Genomic DNA, 16,578 nt, shown 5'->3' with positions numbered 1-16,578 from the left:
GGCATCAACCGATCGGTCGATGCGCTACTCGGTCTCCACGAAGGCGGTGCGCACCGCGGCCGCCAGGCGCGCGACGGGGTCCGGCACCGGTCCCGGCAGCCGGGCGAGCAGCACCCGGCGCTGTTCGGCGGGCCCACCGCGCACGGGGAGAACCCGCACCCCGGCTGGCGCGACCTGGACCAGCGACGCGGGCACCGTCGTGATGCCGAGGCCCGCCGCGACCAGCTGCAGCTTCGCCAGCCAGTCGCGGGCGGTGTGCGCGACGACGGGCCGTTCGGGCAGCCCCGGCCACACGCCCATCACCGACGGGTCACCGGGCCCGGAGATCCAGCGCTGTCCGTGCAGGTCGTCCACGTCGATGAAGTCGTTGCGCGCCAACGGGTGCGTGGTCGGGACGGCGACCCGCAGGCTGCGTTCGACGAGGGTGTCGACGGCCAGCGCGGGGATCTCGTCGTCCGGGGCCCGGAACGGCGGCGCCGAGGCGATCAGCGCGACGTCGAGGGTGCCCGCCCGCACCGCGCGCACCAGCGCGGGCGTGCTGCCCTCCCGCGTCACCACCGTGATCGACGGGTGGGTGCGCGCCAGCGCCGTCAGCGCCCGCGGGAGCAGCCACGCCCCGGCCGTCGCGAACCAGCCGAGCCGCACCGTGCTCTCGCCGGAGGCCGGCAGGCCCTCCAGCTCGCGCGCACCCGCGTCGACCTGGTCCAGGGCGGCAGCGGCCCGGCGCAGCACGACCCGGCCGGCAGCGGTGAGCCGCACGCCGTCGTGCCGCCGTTCCAGCAGCACGGCACCGGCCGCCCGCTCCAGGGTCGCGATCTGCCGGGACACCGCGGACTGCGTGTACCCCAGCGCGGTGGCCGCCGCCGTCAGCGTGCCGCGTTCGGCCACCTCGCGGAACACCCTCAGCGCGGTCAGCGACGCATTGGCCAAAGACATGATGTTTACGCATACCCCGTCTGCTGAACTTTCGCTACCGGCATGGCTCGGCCGAGCCTAGCGTCGAGGGCGTGATCGAAACGGAGTTCGGGTTCAGCACCACCGCCGCCGAGGTCGTCGACGGGATCGACCTCACCGGCAAGCGCGTCGTCGTGACCGGCGCGTCGTCCGGCATCGGCGTCGAGACCGCCCGCGCACTGGCCGGAGCGGGCGCCGAGGTGACCCTCGCGGTGCGCAACGTCGCCGCCGGGGAGCGGGTCGCCGGGGAGGTCGGCGCGGCCGGGGTCGCCCGCCTCGACCTGACCGACCTGGTGTCCGTCGAGGAGTTCGCGCGGAGCTGGAGCGGACCGCTGCACGTCCTGGTCAACAACGCCGGTGTCATGGCGAGCCCCGAGCGGCACACCGAGCAGGGCTGGGAGTGGCAGTTCGCCACCAACCACCTCGGGCACTTCGCCCTGGCCACCGGTCTGCACGGCGCGCTGCGTGCCGCCGGGGGCGCCCGCGTCGTCTCCCTCACCTCGCGCGGCCACATGCTCTCGCCCGTGGTGTTCGACGACGTCCACTACGCGTTCCGCCCCTACGAACCGTGGGGCGCCTACGGCCAGAGCAAGACCGCCAACGTCCTGTTCGCGGTCGAGGCGACGCGCCGGTGGGCGGCCGACGGCATCACCGCGAACGCCGTCATGCCCGGTGCCGTCCTCACCGGCCTGCAACGCCACATCGGTCAGAGCGAGGTCGACCCGGCCATCGTCAAGACGGTCGAGCAGGGCGCGGCGACCTCGGTCTTCGTGGCCACCTCACCGTTGCTGGAGGGCATCGGCGGCCGTTACTTCGACGACTGCGCCGAGACGCGCGTCGCCGACCACCGCGACGAGACGCCACCGATGCGCGGGGTCGCCCGCTTCGCACTCGACCCGGACGCCGCCGCCCGGCTGTGGACGTACTCCGAGACCCTGCTGGCGAAGGCATGATCGCCCTCGTCACCGGTGCCACCCAGGGCCTCGGCCGCGCGCTCGCCGAAGGCCTGGCGCGGCGGCTGACCCCGCGGGACACCGTCTACCTGACCGGCCGCGACGCCACGCGGGTCGCCGACGCCGTCGCGGCCGTCCCCGCGGGTGGGGCCGAGGTCCGCGGCGAGGTGCTCGACGTGGCGGGCCCGATCGACCGGTTCGCGGCACGCGTCCAGGAGCGCCACGGCGGCATCGACGTCGTCTTCGGCAACGCCGTCATGCGCATCGGCCCCGACGACGACCCGCGCGCGATCATCGACGAGTACACGCAGGTCAACAACTTCGGCACCACGAGGTTGCTGAACGCCTTCGCGCCGATGCTCAACGACGGCGGCCGGCTGCTCGTGGTCGCCAGCTCGCTCGGCACCCTCCACCACCTGGCACCCGTGCTGCACGGGCGGTTCGCCGACCCGTCCACAGTGGACGAGGTCGACGCGCAGATCGCCCGGTGGCGCGACGACGTGAAGGCGGGCCGTCCCGGCGCGTGGCCCGCGTTCGTCAACATCCCGTCGAAGATCGGCCAGGTCGCCGCCGTCCGGGCGCTGGCCGCCCTGCGCCGGGACACCGATGCGGCGCGCGGGGTCCTGGTCGCCGCGGTCTGCCCCGGGATGATCAACACGCCGACGTCCGCGCTGTGGTGGGACGTCAGCGCCGCACCCACCCCGGACCGGGCCGCCGGACCGCTGCTCGACCTGGCGCTGGGTCCGGTCGAGCCGGCGCATTACGGGGAGCTGGTGCGGTACGGCGAGGTCGTGCCGTTCAGCTGAGCGGCTGGTGCAACCCGTGCACCGCCTGGTCGAGCAACGTCTGGATGACGGCCTCGTTGTGCTCGGTCCGCCCCGGCGTGATCATGCGCGACGAGGCCTCGACCATGGCGTGCACCAGCATCGCCCGCAGCTGCGCGCGCTGCACCCCCGCGGTCTTGAACACCGACACGAGCGGCGCCAGCAGTCGTTCGTGCTCGGCCCTGATCTGCTCGCGCGAGGCGTCCGGCAGCGCGTGCGCGGACAACGCGACGACCGCGCCGTGGCTGCCGTCTGTGATGATCGCGAGTTCGGTCCGCACGTACGCCTCGATCTTGGCGGGCACGCTGTCCGCGCTGTTGACCGCGTCGTCCAGCTTGTCCGCCCACTCGGGCAGCGCGTCGGACACGATCGCGGCGACCAGCTCCTCGCGTGAGCGGAAGTACTCGTAGAGGCTCGGCCGGGACAGGCCCACCCGCCTGGCCAGCGACGCGAGCGTCAGCGCCTCGGCGCCCTCGGACGCCACGATGTCGCGCCCCGCGTCCAGCAGGGCGCGCAACCGGTTGGCGCGGTGCTCGGCAACGGTGTCGGCGCTGATCCTCGGCACCCGTGGATCGTATCGCGCTTGCTTTCCCGACGGGGTGTTGGAATAGTTCCCGACAGAGCGTCGGGATCAGGGAGGCCAGCATGTTCATCGCGACCAACCGGATGTTCGTCAACCCGGACATGTCCGAGGAGTTCGAGCGCTACTTCCGCGGCACCATGCGCACCCACCTGCCCGGAGTCCCCGGCCTGCTGCGCAGCACGCTGCTCAAGCCGGTGCGCGACGACCAGCCGTACGTCTCGGTCAACGAGTTCGAGTCCGAGGACGCCTTCCACGCCTGGGTCGCCTCCGACGCGTTCCGCGAGGCGCACAAGGGCCACCGCACGATCGCACGTCTCGTGACGGGCAACGAGCCCGAGCGGTTCACGCACGCGGAGGACCTGGTGCTGCCGCGGCAGCGCACCGAGGCGTCCTGACCGGGCAGCGAGCCCTGCACCGTCTCACAGGGTGGACAGCAGGGCCCTCATCCGGTTGATCTCGTCGGACTGCGTGGCCACCACGTCGTCCGCCATCTCCTCGACCTGGACGTTGTGGCCGGCCGCGCGCACGTCGGTGGCCATCTTGATCGCACCCTCGTGGTGCTTGATCATCAACTCCAGGAACATCCGGTCGAAGTCCTTGCCGCGTGCGGCCCCCAGCGCGGTCAACTGGTCCTGCGTGGCCATGCCGGGCATCGACCCGTGGTCGCCGTGCGAGCCGACGATGTTGTTGGTGCGCTGCCACTGCTTCATGGCACCGATCTCGGGTTCCTGGCTGTACCGGATGCGGTCGGCCAGGCCCTTCACCGTCGCGTTCTCCGCGCGGTCGGGCGCGAACCTGGTCATCGCCAGCGCCTGCTCGTGGTGCACGATCATCATCGACACGTACTCGCGGTCCGCGTCGTTGGGCGGCGGCACGACGGCGGCCGTCGCCTCCGACGCCGCGATGGTCGGCGCCGACCCGCCGGGGGTGTCCGGCGCGATGACCGGTGCCTGCTCCGGCTCCGACGTACAGCCTGCCAGCAGGGCGAATGCCGCCACGATCGCCACGAGCCCAGAACGCATGCACCGGACAATACAGTCCGCGGCGGCGGGCGTTGCCCGGCTTTTCGCGAGGGGGACGAACACCCCCACAACCCTCCGAAAGACGCTGGCCTTTAGCAAGGCGAAGGGTCATACTCCCCCTCACCAACCTGTGATGAGGGGGTAAAGCAGTGACTTCACGCGCAACGGCCCGGCGGCGCAGAGCGCCGTTGGCGGTTCTGGGGGCGCTCGCGCTGACGCTGTCGACGATGACCGCGCCCGCGTACGCCGAGCCCGACCTGCCCGCTGACGGCAGGGGTCTGACCGAGGCTCAACTCGAAGCGCAGGCGGAAGCGGTCGACGGCCTCCCCGGTGTCGACGAGATCTCCCGCAGCCGCAACATGGTCCCGGTCGCCCACCTGGACAAGCAGGCTCCGCTCGACTCGACGCAGACCGACATCGCGTTCCAGGACAACTACGCGTTCGTCGGCAACTACAACGGCTTCGTCATCTACGACATCCGCAACCCGAAGAAGCCGACGATCAAGTCGCAGGTGCTGTGCCCCGGCTCGCAGAACGACATCTCGGTGTACGGGAACCTGCTGTTCCTGTCGACTGACTCGTCGCGCAGCGACAACTCCTGCTCCAGCGTCGCCCAGTCGGCGACGATCAAGGAGTCGTGGGAGGGCATCAAGGTCTTCGACATCAGCGACAAGAGCGCCCCGCGCTACGTCGCCGCCGTCGAGACCGCGTGCGGCTCGCACACCCACACGATGGTGCCGGGCAAGAACAAGAAGGACGTGTACCTCTACGTCTCGTCCTACTCGCCGAACGCGACGTTCCCCGACTGCCAGCCGCCGCACGACCTCATCTCGATCGTCAAGGTCCCGGTGAAGAACCCGGCCGCGGCCGCGCTGCTCAAGGCCCAGGTCGTGTTCCCGGACGGCGCCAACCCCGGCGTCCCCGGCACCATCGAGGACGGCTACACCTCGGCCACCACCGGTTGCCACGACATCACCGTCTACCCGCAGCTCGACCTCGCGGCCGGCGCGTGCATGGGTGACGGCGTGCTGTGGGACATCTCCGACCGGGAGAAGCTGGTCGAGATCAACCGGGTCCAGGACGACGCGCACTTCGCGTTCTGGCACTCCGCCACGTTCAACAACAGCGGCACCAAGGTCGTCTTCACCGACGAGCTCGGTGGCGGTGGCGCCGCGACGTGCAACGAGAAGATCGGCCCGAACCGCGGTGCCAACGGCATCTACGACATCGTGGGCAAGGGCAAGAACCGCAAGCTGGTCTTCAAGTCCTACTACAAGATCCCGCGCATGCAGGGCGACACCGAGAACTGCGTCGCGCACAACGGGTCGCTGATCCCGGTGCCCGGCAAGGACATCATGGTGCAGTCCTGGTACCAGGGCGGCATCTCGGTGTGGGACTTCACCGACTCGACCAAGCCGCGTGAGATCGGCTTCTTCGAGCGCGGCCCGATGCCGAACGGCGCGGGCGGCGGTACGTGGTCCACGTACTGGTACAACGGCTACATCTACTCTTCGGAGATGGGCCGCGGCTTCGACGTCATCGACATGCGCGACCCGCGCACGTTCGTGGCGAAGCTGTTCCGCACGGACGAGCTGAACGTGCAGACCCAGGGCAACTTCTACCGCGGGTAGGGGTTCCCACCCAGATCAGCGCGGCTGCCGGCGTTCGGCAGCCGCGCTGATCGCTGTCAGGACCAGGGTGACGGTGACGCCGCCGAGCACCGCCCACACCGGTGAGCCGGCGTCCAGCGCCCACGCGGCCACCACGGCGGTCAGGCCGTAGCCCGCACCGGTCACCGCGTACATCATCGAGAACCCGGCGGCGTGCGCGCCGACCGGCAGCCGTTCGCGCAACGCGAGGCTCCGCGTCACGAGCACACCGGACTGGAACAACCCCGCCGCGAGCAGCGCGCCCGCGATGCCGGGCAGGTTCGGGAACAACGCCACCGCGCCCACGCAGGTCGCCGTGACGACGAGCAGCACCAGCCCCTGCGTGCGCAGCGATCCCGGCCACGGCCGCAACCCGTAGAGCACCGCCCCGAGCGCACTGCACGCCGCGAACCCGGTCAGCAGCGGGCCGGTCCAGCCGATGCCGATCCCCCGGTGCTCCAGCAACGCCGGCAGCACCAGCTCCGCGATCGCCAGCTGCGCCAGCGCCGCCGCGCTCACCAGGTAGATCGGCCACGCCGACGCCACCACGCGCACCTTCGCCGTGCCCGATCGGGACGTCACGTGCCCGCGCGGCAGGATGAACACCAGCCACGCCGCGACGACGATCAGGCTGACCGACACCACCACCGGCGCACGGCGGTCGACGCCCAGCGCCAGTGCCGTCACCAGTGCGGGCGCCACCGCCCACACCACCTGCGTGATCATGGCGTCGAAGCCCATCGCCTTGGGCACCAGCGCGTCCGGCACCAGCCCGAGCAGCATCGCGCGCAGCCCGCCCGGTGTCGTCGACGGCCCGGCGCCCGCGATGAACGCCGCGACCACCATGACGGTCACGTTGCCGGTCAGGGCGAGCGTCGTGAACGCGCCCGCGCCCACGAGCAGCCCGGCGCTGAGCTGCCCGCGCATCCGCGACGGGTCGAGCAGCAGGCCGAGCACCCCGGCGCCGAGGACCTCGCCGAGCACGTAGACGGCGGTCAGCGACGCCGCGAGGACGTAGCCGCCGGGCAGGTTCCTGGTCAGGAACACCATCATCAGCGGCGTCATCGACATCGGCAGCTTCGCCGCGACCGTGACGACGGCCGTGGTGAGCACGTCGCGGTTGGCGAGGTCGCGGTAGCCCGCGGCGGAGATCGTCACCGCGCGCCGCCCTGGCTGAGCGCCGCCCGCTCCGGCAGGCCCGGCACGTCGGGGGCATCGGCGCAGTCGGCGGCGGTGACGACTGCACGGGGTTCGCGGACACCGGTCATGGTGACGATCATTTCACCACCCGCGGCCGCGGGAGCGGTGCCCGCCGAAAGTCCGGCGCCTCAACCCCGCAGGGCGAAGAAGTGAATCCGCGAGCCCGGCCGGAAACCGATCCGCGGGTACACCGGCGCACCGGCCTCGGTCGCGTGCAGGGTCGCGCGGGTGATCCCCGTGGCACGGGCGCCCTCGTACAACGCCTTCCTGGTCACGGCCTCGCCGTAGCCCCGGCGCTGCCACCCGGGAAGGGTCGCGACGAGCACGACGAACAGCCGTCCCTCGACCTCCACGCACGCCGCGCACGCCACCGCGACGCCGTCGTTCAGCGCCAGGTAGGCGTGGACGTCGTTCTTCCACAGCGCGGAGCCCGCGAGCCCGTCGCGGCCGTCCTCGGGCGCGAACCCGTAGGCCGCGGAGTTGATGTCCGCGTAGGTCAGCAGCTGGTCGTCGGTCCGCACGCGGGCGAACGTCAGCTCGGGGTGCACCGGCTCGGGGATGGACGGCAGGTCCGCGGCCATGCCCGTTCCGGGGAAGGCGTGCTCCAGGCCCGCCCGCTGCGCCGCGGGGAGCAGGGCGGCGCGTGCGCCGTCGTCGAGCAGGTCCTCGAAGAGCCACAGGAAACCCGGCCGCTGCTTCGACCGCATGACCTCCGCCGCCGCGTGCAGCCGCTGGTCGAGCAGCCCGGCGGCCAGCCCCGGCTCGGTGAGCGTGACGGCGTTCCAGAACGGGAACCGGCTGTCGGCCCAGCGGACGGCGACACCGGGCAGGTCCCGCACGTCGGCCGCGGGGTCGCGGTCGAGCACCACGGGCCGCCAGCCCGCGGTCAGCTGCCGCACCGACTCGATCGAGTCCGCGAGATCAGACATCGGAACCTGCCACCACCCTCGTCGCCACCACCAGCACCAGCGCGATCCCCGCCGTCACGTGGATCGGCGCCGGCCCGAACGTCGCCGCCAGCACCGCCACCGCACCGGCCGGCAGCAGGTACTTGCGGAGGCCGTCCTGACCGGGACAGTCCTGCACGTACCAGACGCACAGCAGGAAGATCGCGAGCGGCACCGTGGTGAACGCCGCCACCGTCGTGCCCGGTGCGTGCGAGACGTGCAGATCGTAGTCGACGCTCGCGGCGAGACCGGCACCGAGCGCGGCGACCGAGCCGAGGACGAACAGGTGCGCGTACCCCCACAGGAACGCCCTGCGCAGGTCGAGCAGGCTGGTCGGTGCCTCGAAGTACAGCCACCACACCGAGAACACGATGACCAGCGACGCCGCGGCCAGCGAGATCAGGTTGACGCCGCTGTCGAAGCCCTTCTGGAACGCGAGGGTCGCCGCCAGGATCGACTCGCCGAGCACGATCAGCGTGAACAGGCCGTGCCGCTCGGCGATGTGGTGCGGGTGCCAGGTCGTGGCCGACGCGCGTTCCGCCCAGGCCGGCACCACCAGCTCGCCGAGCATGAACAGCACCCACAGCGGGATCTGCAGGGCGGGCGGCGCGACGAGCACCCACAGCACCCAGAGCACCTGCATGAAGGTGATCCCGGCCGCGTACCGGAGGGTGCAGGCGCGGTGCTCCGGGTTGTCCCGCGACGCGCGCAGCCAGTGCGCGACCATCGCGAGGCGGATCACGACGTAGCCGCCGACGACGACCCGGTAGTCCTGGTGCTCGAAGACGGCCGGGATGCCCGAGGCGACCACGAGCACGCCAGCGATCTGGACCATCGTGATGATCCGGTACAGCGTGTCGTCGTTGTCGAACGCGCTCGCGAACCAGGTGAAGTTGAGCCATGGCAGCCACAGCGCGAAGAACGCCATGCAGAACGCCATGACACCGGCACCGACGTGGTTCTCGGAGACGGCGTGGTGCAACGAGGCGGCGGCCTGGGCGACCGCCACCACGAAGCTCAGGTCGAACAACAGCTCCAACGGCGTCGCGACCCGGTGGGCCTCCGCCATGTCGCGCGCGAGGAGCTTCCTGATCATCCGGGCACCACCATGATCCTCGACTCGGTGAGGTCCAGCGCGACCCGCGTGCCCGGCTGGTACGCGGAGGCGGTGTTGGAGGGCTGGTCGACGCGCAGCACCTGCTCACCGACCCTCACCGAGATCCGCGTGACCGGCCCGAGGAACGACTGGGTCAGCACGTCGCCCACGATCTTGCCACCGGTGTCGCCGGTCTGCTCGGACACCCCGATGTCCTCCGGGCGCACGATGACGCGCACGTCGCTGCCGGACGGCTGGTCGTGCGGCACGGGCACGGTGACGCCGTTGATCACGACGGTCTGGCCCTGCGCCTTGGCCTCCACCGAGTTCGTGACGCCGACGAACTGCGCCACGAACGCCGACGCGGGCTCGCGGTACACGACCGACGGCGTGTCGAGCTGCTCCAGCCGGCCGTGCGACATGACGCCGACGCGGTCGGAGACGGCGAGCGCCTCCTCCTGGTCGTGCGTGACGAACAGCGTCGTCATGCCGAGCTCGGTCTGGATGCGCCGGATCTCGTCACGCAGGTTCACGCGGACCTTGGCGTCCAGCGCGGACAACGGCTCGTCCAGCAGCAGCACGCGCGGCTGGATCGCGAGTGCCCGCGCCAGTGCGACCCGCTGCTGCTGACCACCCGACATCTGGTGCGGGTAGCGGCCGCCGAGGTGCGACAGGCCGACCAGCTCCAGCAGCTCACCGGTCCGCTTGGTGTCGCCCTTGCGCAGCTTCAGCCCGAACGCGACGTTCTGCGCGGCGGTCATGTTCGGGAAGAGGCTGTAGGCCTGGAAGACCATGCCCATGTCCCGCTTGTTGGCCGGAACCTTCGTGACGTCCTTGCCGCCCACGGTGACCGTGCCGGAGTCGGCGGTCTCGAAACCGGCGACGATGCGCAGCGCCGTCGTCTTGCCGCAGCCCGACGGTCCGAGCAGCGAGACCAGCTCGCCCTCGGCCAGGTCGAGGTCGAGACCGGCCAGCGCCGTGTTGCCGCCGAAGGACTTCCGCAGCCCCTTCAGTTCCAGATGACCCATCTTCACTCCTCGACCACGGTCTGACGGCGCCGTTGGCCGACATAGGAAAGTGCGAACAGAAGGACGAACGCGAAGACCAGGCACAGCAGCGACACCGCGATGGACACGCCCGCGTTGCGCTTGCCGAGCAGGTTGACCTGCACCTGCAGCGTGTCGAAGTTCAGCAGCGACGCGATGGTGAACTCGCCGAGCACCAACGCGACGCTCAGCAGCGACGCGCCGATGAGCGCGACGCGGATGTTCGGCACGACGACCTTCCACAGCACCGTGAGCCACGACGCGCCCAGGCTGCGCGCGGCCTCCGACAGCGTCTTGAGGTCGATGGCGCTCAGACCGGCGTCGATCGCCCGGTAGGCGAACGGCAGCACCAGGACGGTGTACGCGAACGTGAGCGTCAGCGCCGAGTCGCCGAGGAAGTAGTTCACCCACGCGTACAGCGGCGCCATGCCGACCACGAGCACGATCGCGGGGATCGCGAGCGGCAGCAGGCAGAGGAACTCCACGAGCCGTTGCAGCTGCGGCAGCCGCAGCCGGATCCACGCCATCGTCGGCACCAGCAGCACGAGCATCAGCACCGCGGACGTGACCGACAGCAGCAGCGAGTTGCCCAGCGCCGCCATCAGGCCCTCGTCCTCGACGATCGACGTCCAGGAGCCGAGGCTGCGGGTGCCGCCGGCACCGCGCGTGGAGAACTCCGCCATCGCGATCAGCGGCAGGACGAAGTAGACGCCCAGGACCAGCAGGACGACCGTGCGCAGGACGCGCTGCCTGACTAGCGAACCCACTTGGCCACCCTCCGCTGCAGCAGCACGTTGACGCCCATGGCGATGCTGACCACGACGACCATGCCCAGGCCGAGGGCCTTGCCGAGGTTCTCCTGGCCGAGCACGACCTCGCCGGTGAGGAACCCGCGGATCTGCAGCGGCACGATCGGGCTGCCCTGCGACACGAGCGCGGCGGCCGTGGCGTAGGCGCTGAAGGCGTTGGCGAACAACAACAGCAGCGCGCCGAGGAACGGCGGGGTGAGGATCGGCCCGCCGACGTGCCGCCAGAACGTCCAGGTGGTGCCGCCGAGGCTCGCGTTGGCCTCCCGCCACTGCGGGCGCAGGCCCTCCAGGGCGGGCAGGAACACGATCACCATCAGCGGGATCTGGAAGAACGTGTAGACGAGCGTCAGACCGGGCAGCTCGAACAGCCACGCGCTGCCGGCGAACAGGTCGACGCCGGCGCTGTCGCGCAGGAACTTCGTGACCAGGCCCTCGAAGCCGATCGTCGCGAGGAACGCGAACGCCAGCGGCACGCCACCGAACTGGGCGAGCACACCGGACCCGGCCACGACGGTCCTGCGCAGCATCCCGTCGGGGTTGCCGACGGCGACCGCCCACGTGAGCAGGGCGCCGAAGATCGCGCCGATGACCGCGGTGAGCGCGGACAGCTCGATGCTGAGCACGAACGCGTCGAAGACGACACCGGTGAACAGGGTGGAGAGGTTGCCGAGCGTGAACGCGCCGTCCGAGTCCTGGAAGGCGCCGACCAGCACGAGCACCGTGGGGTAGACGAGGAACGTGCCGACGAACGCGAGGAACGGCACCGCGACGAGCCAGGCGGCCGCAGACGGCCGACCGGCGGCCCCACCCTTCTGCCGGGTGGAACCGCCGGGCGTCGCCGCTACGGGAGCGACGGAGGTCATCCGATGGCCTGGGCCCAGGTCGCGGTCAGGACGGCCTTGGCCTTGTCGGCCTGCTCCTGCGTCTGGAACACCTGCTTGCCGTCGGTCTTCGGCAGCTTGTCCTTCGCCGCCTTGTCCGCCTTGTCCCCCATCTTGTCGAGGCGCACCGGCCGGGCCAGGCCCTGCAGGTACAGGTTCTGCCCCTCGTCGGAGTAGAGGAACTCCTGCCACAGGCGCGCGGCCGCCGGGTGCGGCGCGTCCTTGCTGATGGCCTGGTTGTAGTAGCCGCCGATCTGCGCCTCGGCGGGCACGACGACCTTCCAGTCGAGCTTGCCCTTGAGCTTGTCGGTCTGGGCGGCGTTGGTGTAGTCCCAGTCGATGACGACGGGCGTCTGACCGGACTCGATCGTGGCGGGCGACGGGTCGACCGGCTGGAAGTTCCCGGCCGCCTTGAGCTGCTTGAAGAACTCGACACCGGGCGCGATGTCGTCGGCGGACCCGCCGTTGCCCAGCGCGGCCATCACGACACCGGCGAACGCGGCACCGGCCTGCGTCGGGTTGCCGTTGAGCGCGACCTTGCCCTTGTACTCGGGCTTGAGCAGGTCCTTCACGCTCGCCGGCGCCGGCACCTTCGCGGCGTCGTAGCCGATCGACATGAAGCCGCCGTAGTCGCCGTAGTAGGCGCCGTCCGCGTCCTTGAGCTCGGCGGGGATGTCGTCCCAGGTGCTGACCTTGTAGGGCGCGAACAGGTCCTTGTTGGCCAGCGCCACGTTCAGCCCGAGGTCGAACACGTCGGGCGCCCGGTCGGTGCCCTTGAGCTGCTTGGCGGCGTTGATCTCCTCCTGGCTGGAGGCGTCCGGCTGGTCCGACTTGACCTCGATGCCGTACTTCGCCTTGAACGCCTCGATGACCTTGCCGTAGTTCGCCCAGTCCGGGGGCAGCGCGATGACGTTGAGCTTGCCCTCCTTCTTGGCCGCCTCGACCAGCTTGTCCATGCCGCCGAGCTCACTCGCCGACTTCGCGGTTCCGGCAGCACCGGCCGGCGTCTCCTTGGCGGGCGGGGCGCCACAGGCAGCCACCGCCAGCACCACCGCGCCGACGCCGATCAACTTCGTCGTGACGTTCCGTCGCTTCAGCACGAGCGGAGGATTCGCGCGGGATGCTTTCGTTGTCAAGCCAGCCGCGCCGGTTGAGACCTTCTCGACTCCTGCGGTGAATTCTCGGAGGCGCGCGGGTGCCGTACCGGGAAACCGGTCCGGCACCGTCGCTTGTAGACGAACCCGGGCCCTGCCCGGCCGGCTGGCCGCCGACGACCCCGGGAGGGCCGTCTCAACTGGAGCCGCAGGCGGAACGGCGAGGTGGGCGGACGTCACCCGATCTCCAGCCCCAGCGGCGTCGGCACGTGCCGCACGGTGTTGCGGTGCCGGTGGCTCGTGATCAGCCCGGCGTCGCGCAGCACGCCGGCGTGCTCGCTGGCCCGTCCCGGCGAGATCCCCAGCGCCGCCGCGATCTGGCTGGTCGTGCTCGACGGGTTGCGCGTGATCGTCCGCAGCACCGCGGTCCGCGTCCGGCCGAGCAGCGGGGTCAGTGCCGGCGTCCGCTCGCTGGCCTCGATCAACGGCATCGGCACGCGCGCCGGGTAGACGACCACCCGCGGTTGTCCGGGCATGGCGCTGCCCAGCAGGGTCGAGCCGAGCCGGAACGCCGTCGGCAGGAGCACCACCCCCTCCCCGCCCAGGTCGATCGCCAGCTCCCGCGCGTGCGGGACCTCCAGCACGTCACCGTGCCACCGCGCCGCCGGAAAGACGCTCTCCAGCGCCGCGCCGAGTCCGGCGGTCATCAGCACCTCCCTGCGGTGCGCCACGTCCGTGTGCCACGCCGCCCGCACCCGCTGGTGGTCGAGCACCGGCCGGGCGCTGCGCAACGCCCGTTCCAGCACGGCCTGCGCCGAGCGGTCGCCCGAGGCCAGGCCGCGCGTCCACGCCGAGCCGGGGCGGCCCACCGCGGCCAGCGACTCGCGCACGTACGCCGGTGGCGAGGCCAGCACCCGGTCGACGGCGGTGTCGAAGTCGTGGTCGAGCGCCCACAGGTACTCGACGGCGCCCGCGTCGGACACGAGCTCCAGCAGCGGCAGCGCCTCCCGCGGCAGCGCCCTCCGGGTCCGGGCGACCCACGGCCCCAGCAGGCCGCGGCCGTTCCCGCACAGCGCACCGGCCGCCAGCGACAGCTCCACCAGCGGCGCCGGCGCGGGCAGGAACCGCGTGCGCAGCAGGTCCTCGGCCGTGAACCGGATCCTCAGCACGCGCGCGAGTGCAGCACACACCACCGGGCGTTGTCCTGTGCTTTTCCGACTTTCCGCCCTGCCGGAAGGTCCGTGCCGTGCCGCGGCGAGCACGCCAACCTCGGTGGTGTCCGCAAGAACACCCAAGGGGAGAAACCGAATTGCGCAGGATCACCTTGTTGCTCGCCACCGTCGTCGCGCTCTGCACCGGGTTCGCGACCTCGGCCTCGGCCGGCACGATCTTCTTCCAGCTCAAGGTCCAGCACACGCTGAAGTGCCTGCAGGTCAGCGGCGGCACCACCGCCGTGCAGTCGACGTGCGGGGGCTTCCAGCAGCAGAACCAGATCTTCGTGCTGGACCCGCTGCCCAACGGCAACCACCGGATCAGGAACGTCTCCACGAACAGGTGCCTCGACATCCGCGGCGCCAACCCGGCCACCGGCGCCGACGTCATCGAGTTCACCTGCACCGCCGGGGCGAAGCACCAGGAGTGGGGGTTCGGCTTCGACGGGGCCGGCCACTACGAGGTCGTGTCGGCGCTCAACCAGAAGTGCCTCGACGTCGACACGTTCGGCGGTGGCACGAACAACGGGGCCCGCGTGCAGATGTGGGACTGCCTGGACAACCCCGCGCTCAACCAGCGCTGGAACCTCCAGTCGATCTGACCCGGCGGGTCGGGGACCGTTTCCCGGACGGGAGACGGCCCCCAGCCCGGCCGGGCCGCTACTGCCGCATCAGGCCGACCGCGTCCCGGGCGTGGAACACGGCCGGTGAACCGGCCGGGACCTCCTGGTACGAGCCGCGCCGTTCCCACCGCACGCCGTAGATCAGGCCCGGCAGGAGCCGCCGGAACCGCAGGTGCACCTCGCCCGCGGCGTCCACCGGGAACGGCTGCCCTGCCGGGTCGCGGCGGTAGGCGCCGTCGAAGCGCTGTACCTGCGGCTTGTGGTCGGGGCCGAAGCGCACCCGCAGGTCGAACTGCTCGCACGGGCGTTCCGGCACGTGCAGCAGCTCGGGCAGCAGCGACTCGCGGTCGAGCGGGTAGCGCAGCGCGAACTCGAAGGTCTCGCCGCGCGGCAACGGCTCGGCGGGCACCACCGTGAACCCGGGCCGGGCGTGGGTGACGACGCCGTGGTCCTGCAGCGTGCCGCCGTAGAGGAGCCGGGTGTCGCGGCGCGGCACCGCGAACAGCGCGGTGAACTCGACCTCGTCGACGTGCTCGGCGTCGATCACGAGCCGGTGCCGTTCGACGACCTCGGGCCTGCCGTGGTCGAGGACCACCGACACGTTCAGCTCCGCGAGGTGCCAGCCCCCGGTCTCGCGGCGCGTGGTCGTGGCGGCGAGCTCGGCCAGCTGCTCGACGGCCTCGTCGACGCGGCGGCGCACGGTGCGCGCGTCACGGTCGACCTCGGCGGCCACCCAGACGACCCGGTCCTGGTACAGCGGCAGGCGGGTCTCCGGGGTCAGCGCGAACGCCGCGCGCGCGGCGAGCTGCAGGTCGTCCGGCAGCTGCTCGACCAGCTCGGTCAGCCGCGTGATCAGCTTCTGCCGCGCGGCCAGCGGCCCGTCCGAGCGGGTGATGCCGCACGCGGCGCGCAGCGTCGGCCCGATCTTCTCGTCGATCCCTCCCGCGTGCACACCACGCCCCTTGCGCACCCTCTTCAGCTCGCGGACCAGGTTCTTGTGCGTCGTCACCGTTCGCCCTCCCCTTCGTGTGCGGCGCAGCGTGCGACGGGGGCGTGGACGGGAAGTGGACACACCGTGGATTGATCAGTGGTGTTCTGGACGCAGCACCGACGCGGCGAGCGCGATGCCCAGCCGGACGCCGTCGCGGGCGAGGAAGACGCGTGAGACGCCGATGCGGTCCAGCGCGGGCACGTCGACGGCACCGACCCCGAAGACGATCATCTCGGGGCCGTTGTCCGAGGTGGTGAGGCCGGAGAGCGGTGTCTCCCAGACCGCGTCGGTGGCCCGTCCGTCCGAGATGAAGAACAGCACGGGACGCCGGACTCGGATCTGTTGCGCTTTCAGCACCGTCACGTCACGGTCGATGGTGGTGCGCATGAGGGTGAACGTCGCGCCGAAGTCCGTTCCGGATTCCTGGCGGGGGCGAATGATCTCCACGCCCTCCAGCGCGGGTCTCAGCGGCTGCACGACGCACGGGCTCCGCGCGAACGCCACCACGCACACGCGGACCTGCGTGAGGCCCAAGCCCTCCGCGTGCACGGCACCGCGGAACTCGCGCAGCCCGGCGTTGACCTCGTCGAGGTGGTCGGTCATCGAGAACGACACGTCGCAGACCACGTAACACGGCAGCACTTCGGACACCATGCGTCTCCCCCAAGTCACTTCACGTGACCCCAGCTTTCCGC

19 protein-coding genes are annotated in these 16,578 nt (G+C 71.2%); 5 read left to right on the top strand and 14 right to left on the bottom strand.

Translation table 11 applies throughout. From position 1 onward, the window contains the following. Window positions 1-24 precede the first annotated feature (24 nt). Complete coding sequence (locus tag ACZ7CF_RS28510) at window positions 25-936, bottom strand: LysR family transcriptional regulator (protein WP_470371004.1); 912 nt, start codon at window positions 934-936, stop codon at window positions 25-27. Window positions 937-1,007: 71 nt separating this feature from the next. Here ACZ7CF_RS28510 and ACZ7CF_RS28505 point away from each other — a divergent pair, with 71 nt between their 5' ends. After that, on the top strand, window positions 1,008-1,907 hold the full coding sequence (locus ACZ7CF_RS28505) for an SDR family NAD(P)-dependent oxidoreductase (protein WP_470371003.1): 900 nt from the start codon (window positions 1,008-1,010) through the stop codon (window positions 1,905-1,907). After that, window positions 1,904-2,713 (top strand): SDR family NAD(P)-dependent oxidoreductase, encoded by an 810-nt coding sequence (locus tag ACZ7CF_RS28500; protein WP_360391729.1) that lies wholly within the window; start codon window positions 1,904-1,906, stop codon window positions 2,711-2,713. The genes ACZ7CF_RS28505 and ACZ7CF_RS28500 overlap by 4 nt, the downstream gene beginning before the upstream one ends. Here ACZ7CF_RS28500 and ACZ7CF_RS28495 read toward each other — a convergent pair. Then, window positions 2,706-3,296: a TetR/AcrR family transcriptional regulator gene (locus tag ACZ7CF_RS28495; RefSeq protein ID WP_360391732.1), complete on the bottom strand. Its 591-nt coding sequence runs from the start codon at window positions 3,294-3,296 to the stop codon at window positions 2,706-2,708. The genes ACZ7CF_RS28500 and ACZ7CF_RS28495 overlap by 8 nt on opposite strands. 80 nt (window positions 3,297-3,376) lie before the next feature. On the opposite strand from ACZ7CF_RS28495, the gene ACZ7CF_RS28490 reads away from it, so the two are divergent. Next, window positions 3,377-3,709 carry an antibiotic biosynthesis monooxygenase family protein gene (locus tag ACZ7CF_RS28490; protein ID WP_360391734.1) on the top strand — a complete coding sequence of 111 codons (333 nt, stop codon included), beginning with the start codon at window positions 3,377-3,379 and terminating at the stop codon, window positions 3,707-3,709. Between the two features lie 24 nt (window positions 3,710-3,733). Here ACZ7CF_RS28490 and ACZ7CF_RS28485 read toward each other — a convergent pair whose 3' ends face one another. Then, a complete protein-coding gene (locus ACZ7CF_RS28485) occupies window positions 3,734-4,336 on the bottom strand; it encodes a DUF305 domain-containing protein (RefSeq protein ID WP_360391736.1) in 603 nt (200 codons plus the stop codon). 227 nt (window positions 4,337-4,563) lie between these two features. Between ACZ7CF_RS28485 and ACZ7CF_RS28480 the strand changes: the two genes are divergently transcribed. Beyond that, window positions 4,564-5,967, top strand: a complete 1,404-nt coding sequence (locus ACZ7CF_RS28480; protein ID WP_458434352.1) for an LVIVD repeat-containing protein — start codon at window positions 4,564-4,566, stop codon at window positions 5,965-5,967. Window positions 5,968-5,982: 15 nt separating this feature from the next. Here the strand turns inward: ACZ7CF_RS28480 and ACZ7CF_RS28475 are convergent, their stop codons facing one another. The 9 genes from ACZ7CF_RS28475 to ACZ7CF_RS28435 all read right to left on the bottom strand — a co-directional run bounded on the left by ACZ7CF_RS28475 (window position 5,983) and on the right by ACZ7CF_RS28435 (window position 14,227). Then, complete coding sequence (locus ACZ7CF_RS28475; RefSeq protein ID WP_458431138.1) at window positions 5,983-7,143, bottom strand: MFS transporter; 1,161 nt, start codon at window positions 7,141-7,143, stop codon at window positions 5,983-5,985. Next, window positions 7,140-7,265, bottom strand: a complete 126-nt coding sequence (locus tag ACZ7CF_RS28470) for a hypothetical protein (protein ID WP_360391742.1) — start codon at window positions 7,263-7,265, stop codon at window positions 7,140-7,142. Before ACZ7CF_RS28470 ends, ACZ7CF_RS28475 begins: the two co-directional genes overlap by 4 nt. 48 nt (window positions 7,266-7,313) lie before the next feature. Continuing rightward, window positions 7,314-8,114: a GNAT family N-acetyltransferase gene (locus ACZ7CF_RS28465; RefSeq protein ID WP_470371002.1), complete on the bottom strand. Its 801-nt coding sequence runs from the start codon at window positions 8,112-8,114 to the stop codon at window positions 7,314-7,316. Then, on the bottom strand, window positions 8,107-9,228 hold the full coding sequence (locus ACZ7CF_RS28460) for a low temperature requirement protein A (protein WP_470371001.1): 1,122 nt from the start codon (window positions 9,226-9,228) through the stop codon (window positions 8,107-8,109). The genes ACZ7CF_RS28465 and ACZ7CF_RS28460 overlap by 8 nt, the downstream gene beginning before the upstream one ends. Beyond that, a complete protein-coding gene (locus ACZ7CF_RS28455; protein ID WP_360391751.1) occupies window positions 9,225-10,256 on the bottom strand; it encodes an ABC transporter ATP-binding protein in 1,032 nt (343 codons plus the stop codon). Before ACZ7CF_RS28455 ends, ACZ7CF_RS28460 begins: the two co-directional genes overlap by 4 nt. A gap of 2 nt (window positions 10,257-10,258) precedes the next feature. Next, entirely contained in the window at window positions 10,259-11,041 is a 783-nt protein-coding gene (locus ACZ7CF_RS28450) for an ABC transporter permease (protein ID WP_360391754.1), read from the bottom strand. Continuing rightward, window positions 11,029-11,946 carry an ABC transporter permease gene (locus tag ACZ7CF_RS28445; RefSeq protein WP_470371000.1) on the bottom strand — a complete coding sequence of 306 codons (918 nt, stop codon included), beginning with the start codon at window positions 11,944-11,946 and terminating at the stop codon, window positions 11,029-11,031. The genes ACZ7CF_RS28450 and ACZ7CF_RS28445 overlap by 13 nt, the downstream gene beginning before the upstream one ends. Further along, a complete protein-coding gene (locus ACZ7CF_RS28440) occupies window positions 11,943-13,064 on the bottom strand; it encodes an ABC transporter substrate-binding protein (protein WP_470370999.1) in 1,122 nt (373 codons plus the stop codon). Before ACZ7CF_RS28440 ends, ACZ7CF_RS28445 begins: the two co-directional genes overlap by 4 nt. A 230-nt stretch (window positions 13,065-13,294) precedes the next feature. Beyond that, complete coding sequence (locus tag ACZ7CF_RS28435) at window positions 13,295-14,227, bottom strand: winged helix-turn-helix transcriptional regulator (RefSeq protein WP_458431132.1); 933 nt, start codon at window positions 14,225-14,227, stop codon at window positions 13,295-13,297. A 140-nt stretch (window positions 14,228-14,367) separates the two neighbouring features. Here ACZ7CF_RS28435 and ACZ7CF_RS28430 point away from each other — a divergent pair, with 140 nt between their 5' ends. Next, a complete protein-coding gene (locus ACZ7CF_RS28430; RefSeq protein ID WP_360391766.1) occupies window positions 14,368-14,871 on the top strand; it encodes an RICIN domain-containing protein in 504 nt (167 codons plus the stop codon). A gap of 58 nt (window positions 14,872-14,929) precedes the next feature. Here the strand turns inward: ACZ7CF_RS28430 and ACZ7CF_RS28425 are convergent, their stop codons facing one another. Further along, window positions 14,930-15,901: a hypothetical protein gene (locus ACZ7CF_RS28425; RefSeq protein WP_470370998.1), complete on the bottom strand. Its 972-nt coding sequence runs from the start codon at window positions 15,899-15,901 to the stop codon at window positions 14,930-14,932. Between the two features lie 75 nt (window positions 15,902-15,976). Further along, window positions 15,977-16,537 (bottom strand): vWA domain-containing protein, encoded by a 561-nt coding sequence (locus tag ACZ7CF_RS28420; protein WP_458431131.1) that lies wholly within the window; start codon window positions 16,535-16,537, stop codon window positions 15,977-15,979. Window positions 16,538-16,578: the final 41 nt, after the last annotated feature.

The organism is Lentzea sp. NPDC036955 (assembly GCF_055608005.1).
This window is presented reverse-complemented; position numbering and strand designations above follow the sequence as displayed.

What these genes read in the sequence shown, in the direction of transcription:
- ACZ7CF_RS28510 (WP_470371004.1), bottom strand. Translation starts at nt 936, where the DNA reads ATGTCTTTGGCCAATGCGTCGCTGACCGCGCTGAGGGTGTTCCGCGAG.
- ACZ7CF_RS28500 (WP_360391729.1), top strand. Translation starts at nt 1,904, where the DNA reads ATGATCGCCCTCGTCACCGGTGCCACCCAGGGCCTCGGCCGCGCGCTC.
- ACZ7CF_RS28490 (WP_360391734.1), top strand. Translation starts at nt 3,377, where the DNA reads ATGTTCATCGCGACCAACCGGATGTTCGTCAACCCGGACATGTCCGAG.
- ACZ7CF_RS28485 (WP_360391736.1), bottom strand. Translation starts at nt 4,336, where the DNA reads ATGCGTTCTGGGCTCGTGGCGATCGTGGCGGCATTCGCCCTGCTGGCA.
- ACZ7CF_RS28480 (WP_458434352.1), top strand. Translation starts at nt 4,564, where the DNA reads ATGACCGCGCCCGCGTACGCCGAGCCCGACCTGCCCGCTGACGGCAGG.
- ACZ7CF_RS28470 (WP_360391742.1), bottom strand. Translation starts at nt 7,265, where the DNA reads ATGATCGTCACCATGACCGGTGTCCGCGAACCCCGTGCAGTCGTCACC.
- ACZ7CF_RS28465 (WP_470371002.1), bottom strand. Translation starts at nt 8,114, where the DNA reads ATGTCTGATCTCGCGGACTCGATCGAGTCGGTGCGGCAGCTGACCGCG.
- ACZ7CF_RS28460 (WP_470371001.1), bottom strand. Translation starts at nt 9,228, where the DNA reads ATGATCAGGAAGCTCCTCGCGCGCGACATGGCGGAGGCCCACCGGGTC.
- ACZ7CF_RS28455 (WP_360391751.1), bottom strand. Translation starts at nt 10,256, where the DNA reads ATGGGTCATCTGGAACTGAAGGGGCTGCGGAAGTCCTTCGGCGGCAAC.
- ACZ7CF_RS28445 (WP_470371000.1), bottom strand. Translation starts at nt 11,946, where the DNA reads ATGACCTCCGTCGCTCCCGTAGCGGCGACGCCCGGCGGTTCCACCCGG.
- ACZ7CF_RS28420 (WP_458431131.1), bottom strand. Translation starts at nt 16,537, where the DNA reads ATGGTGTCCGAAGTGCTGCCGTGTTACGTGGTCTGCGACGTGTCGTTC.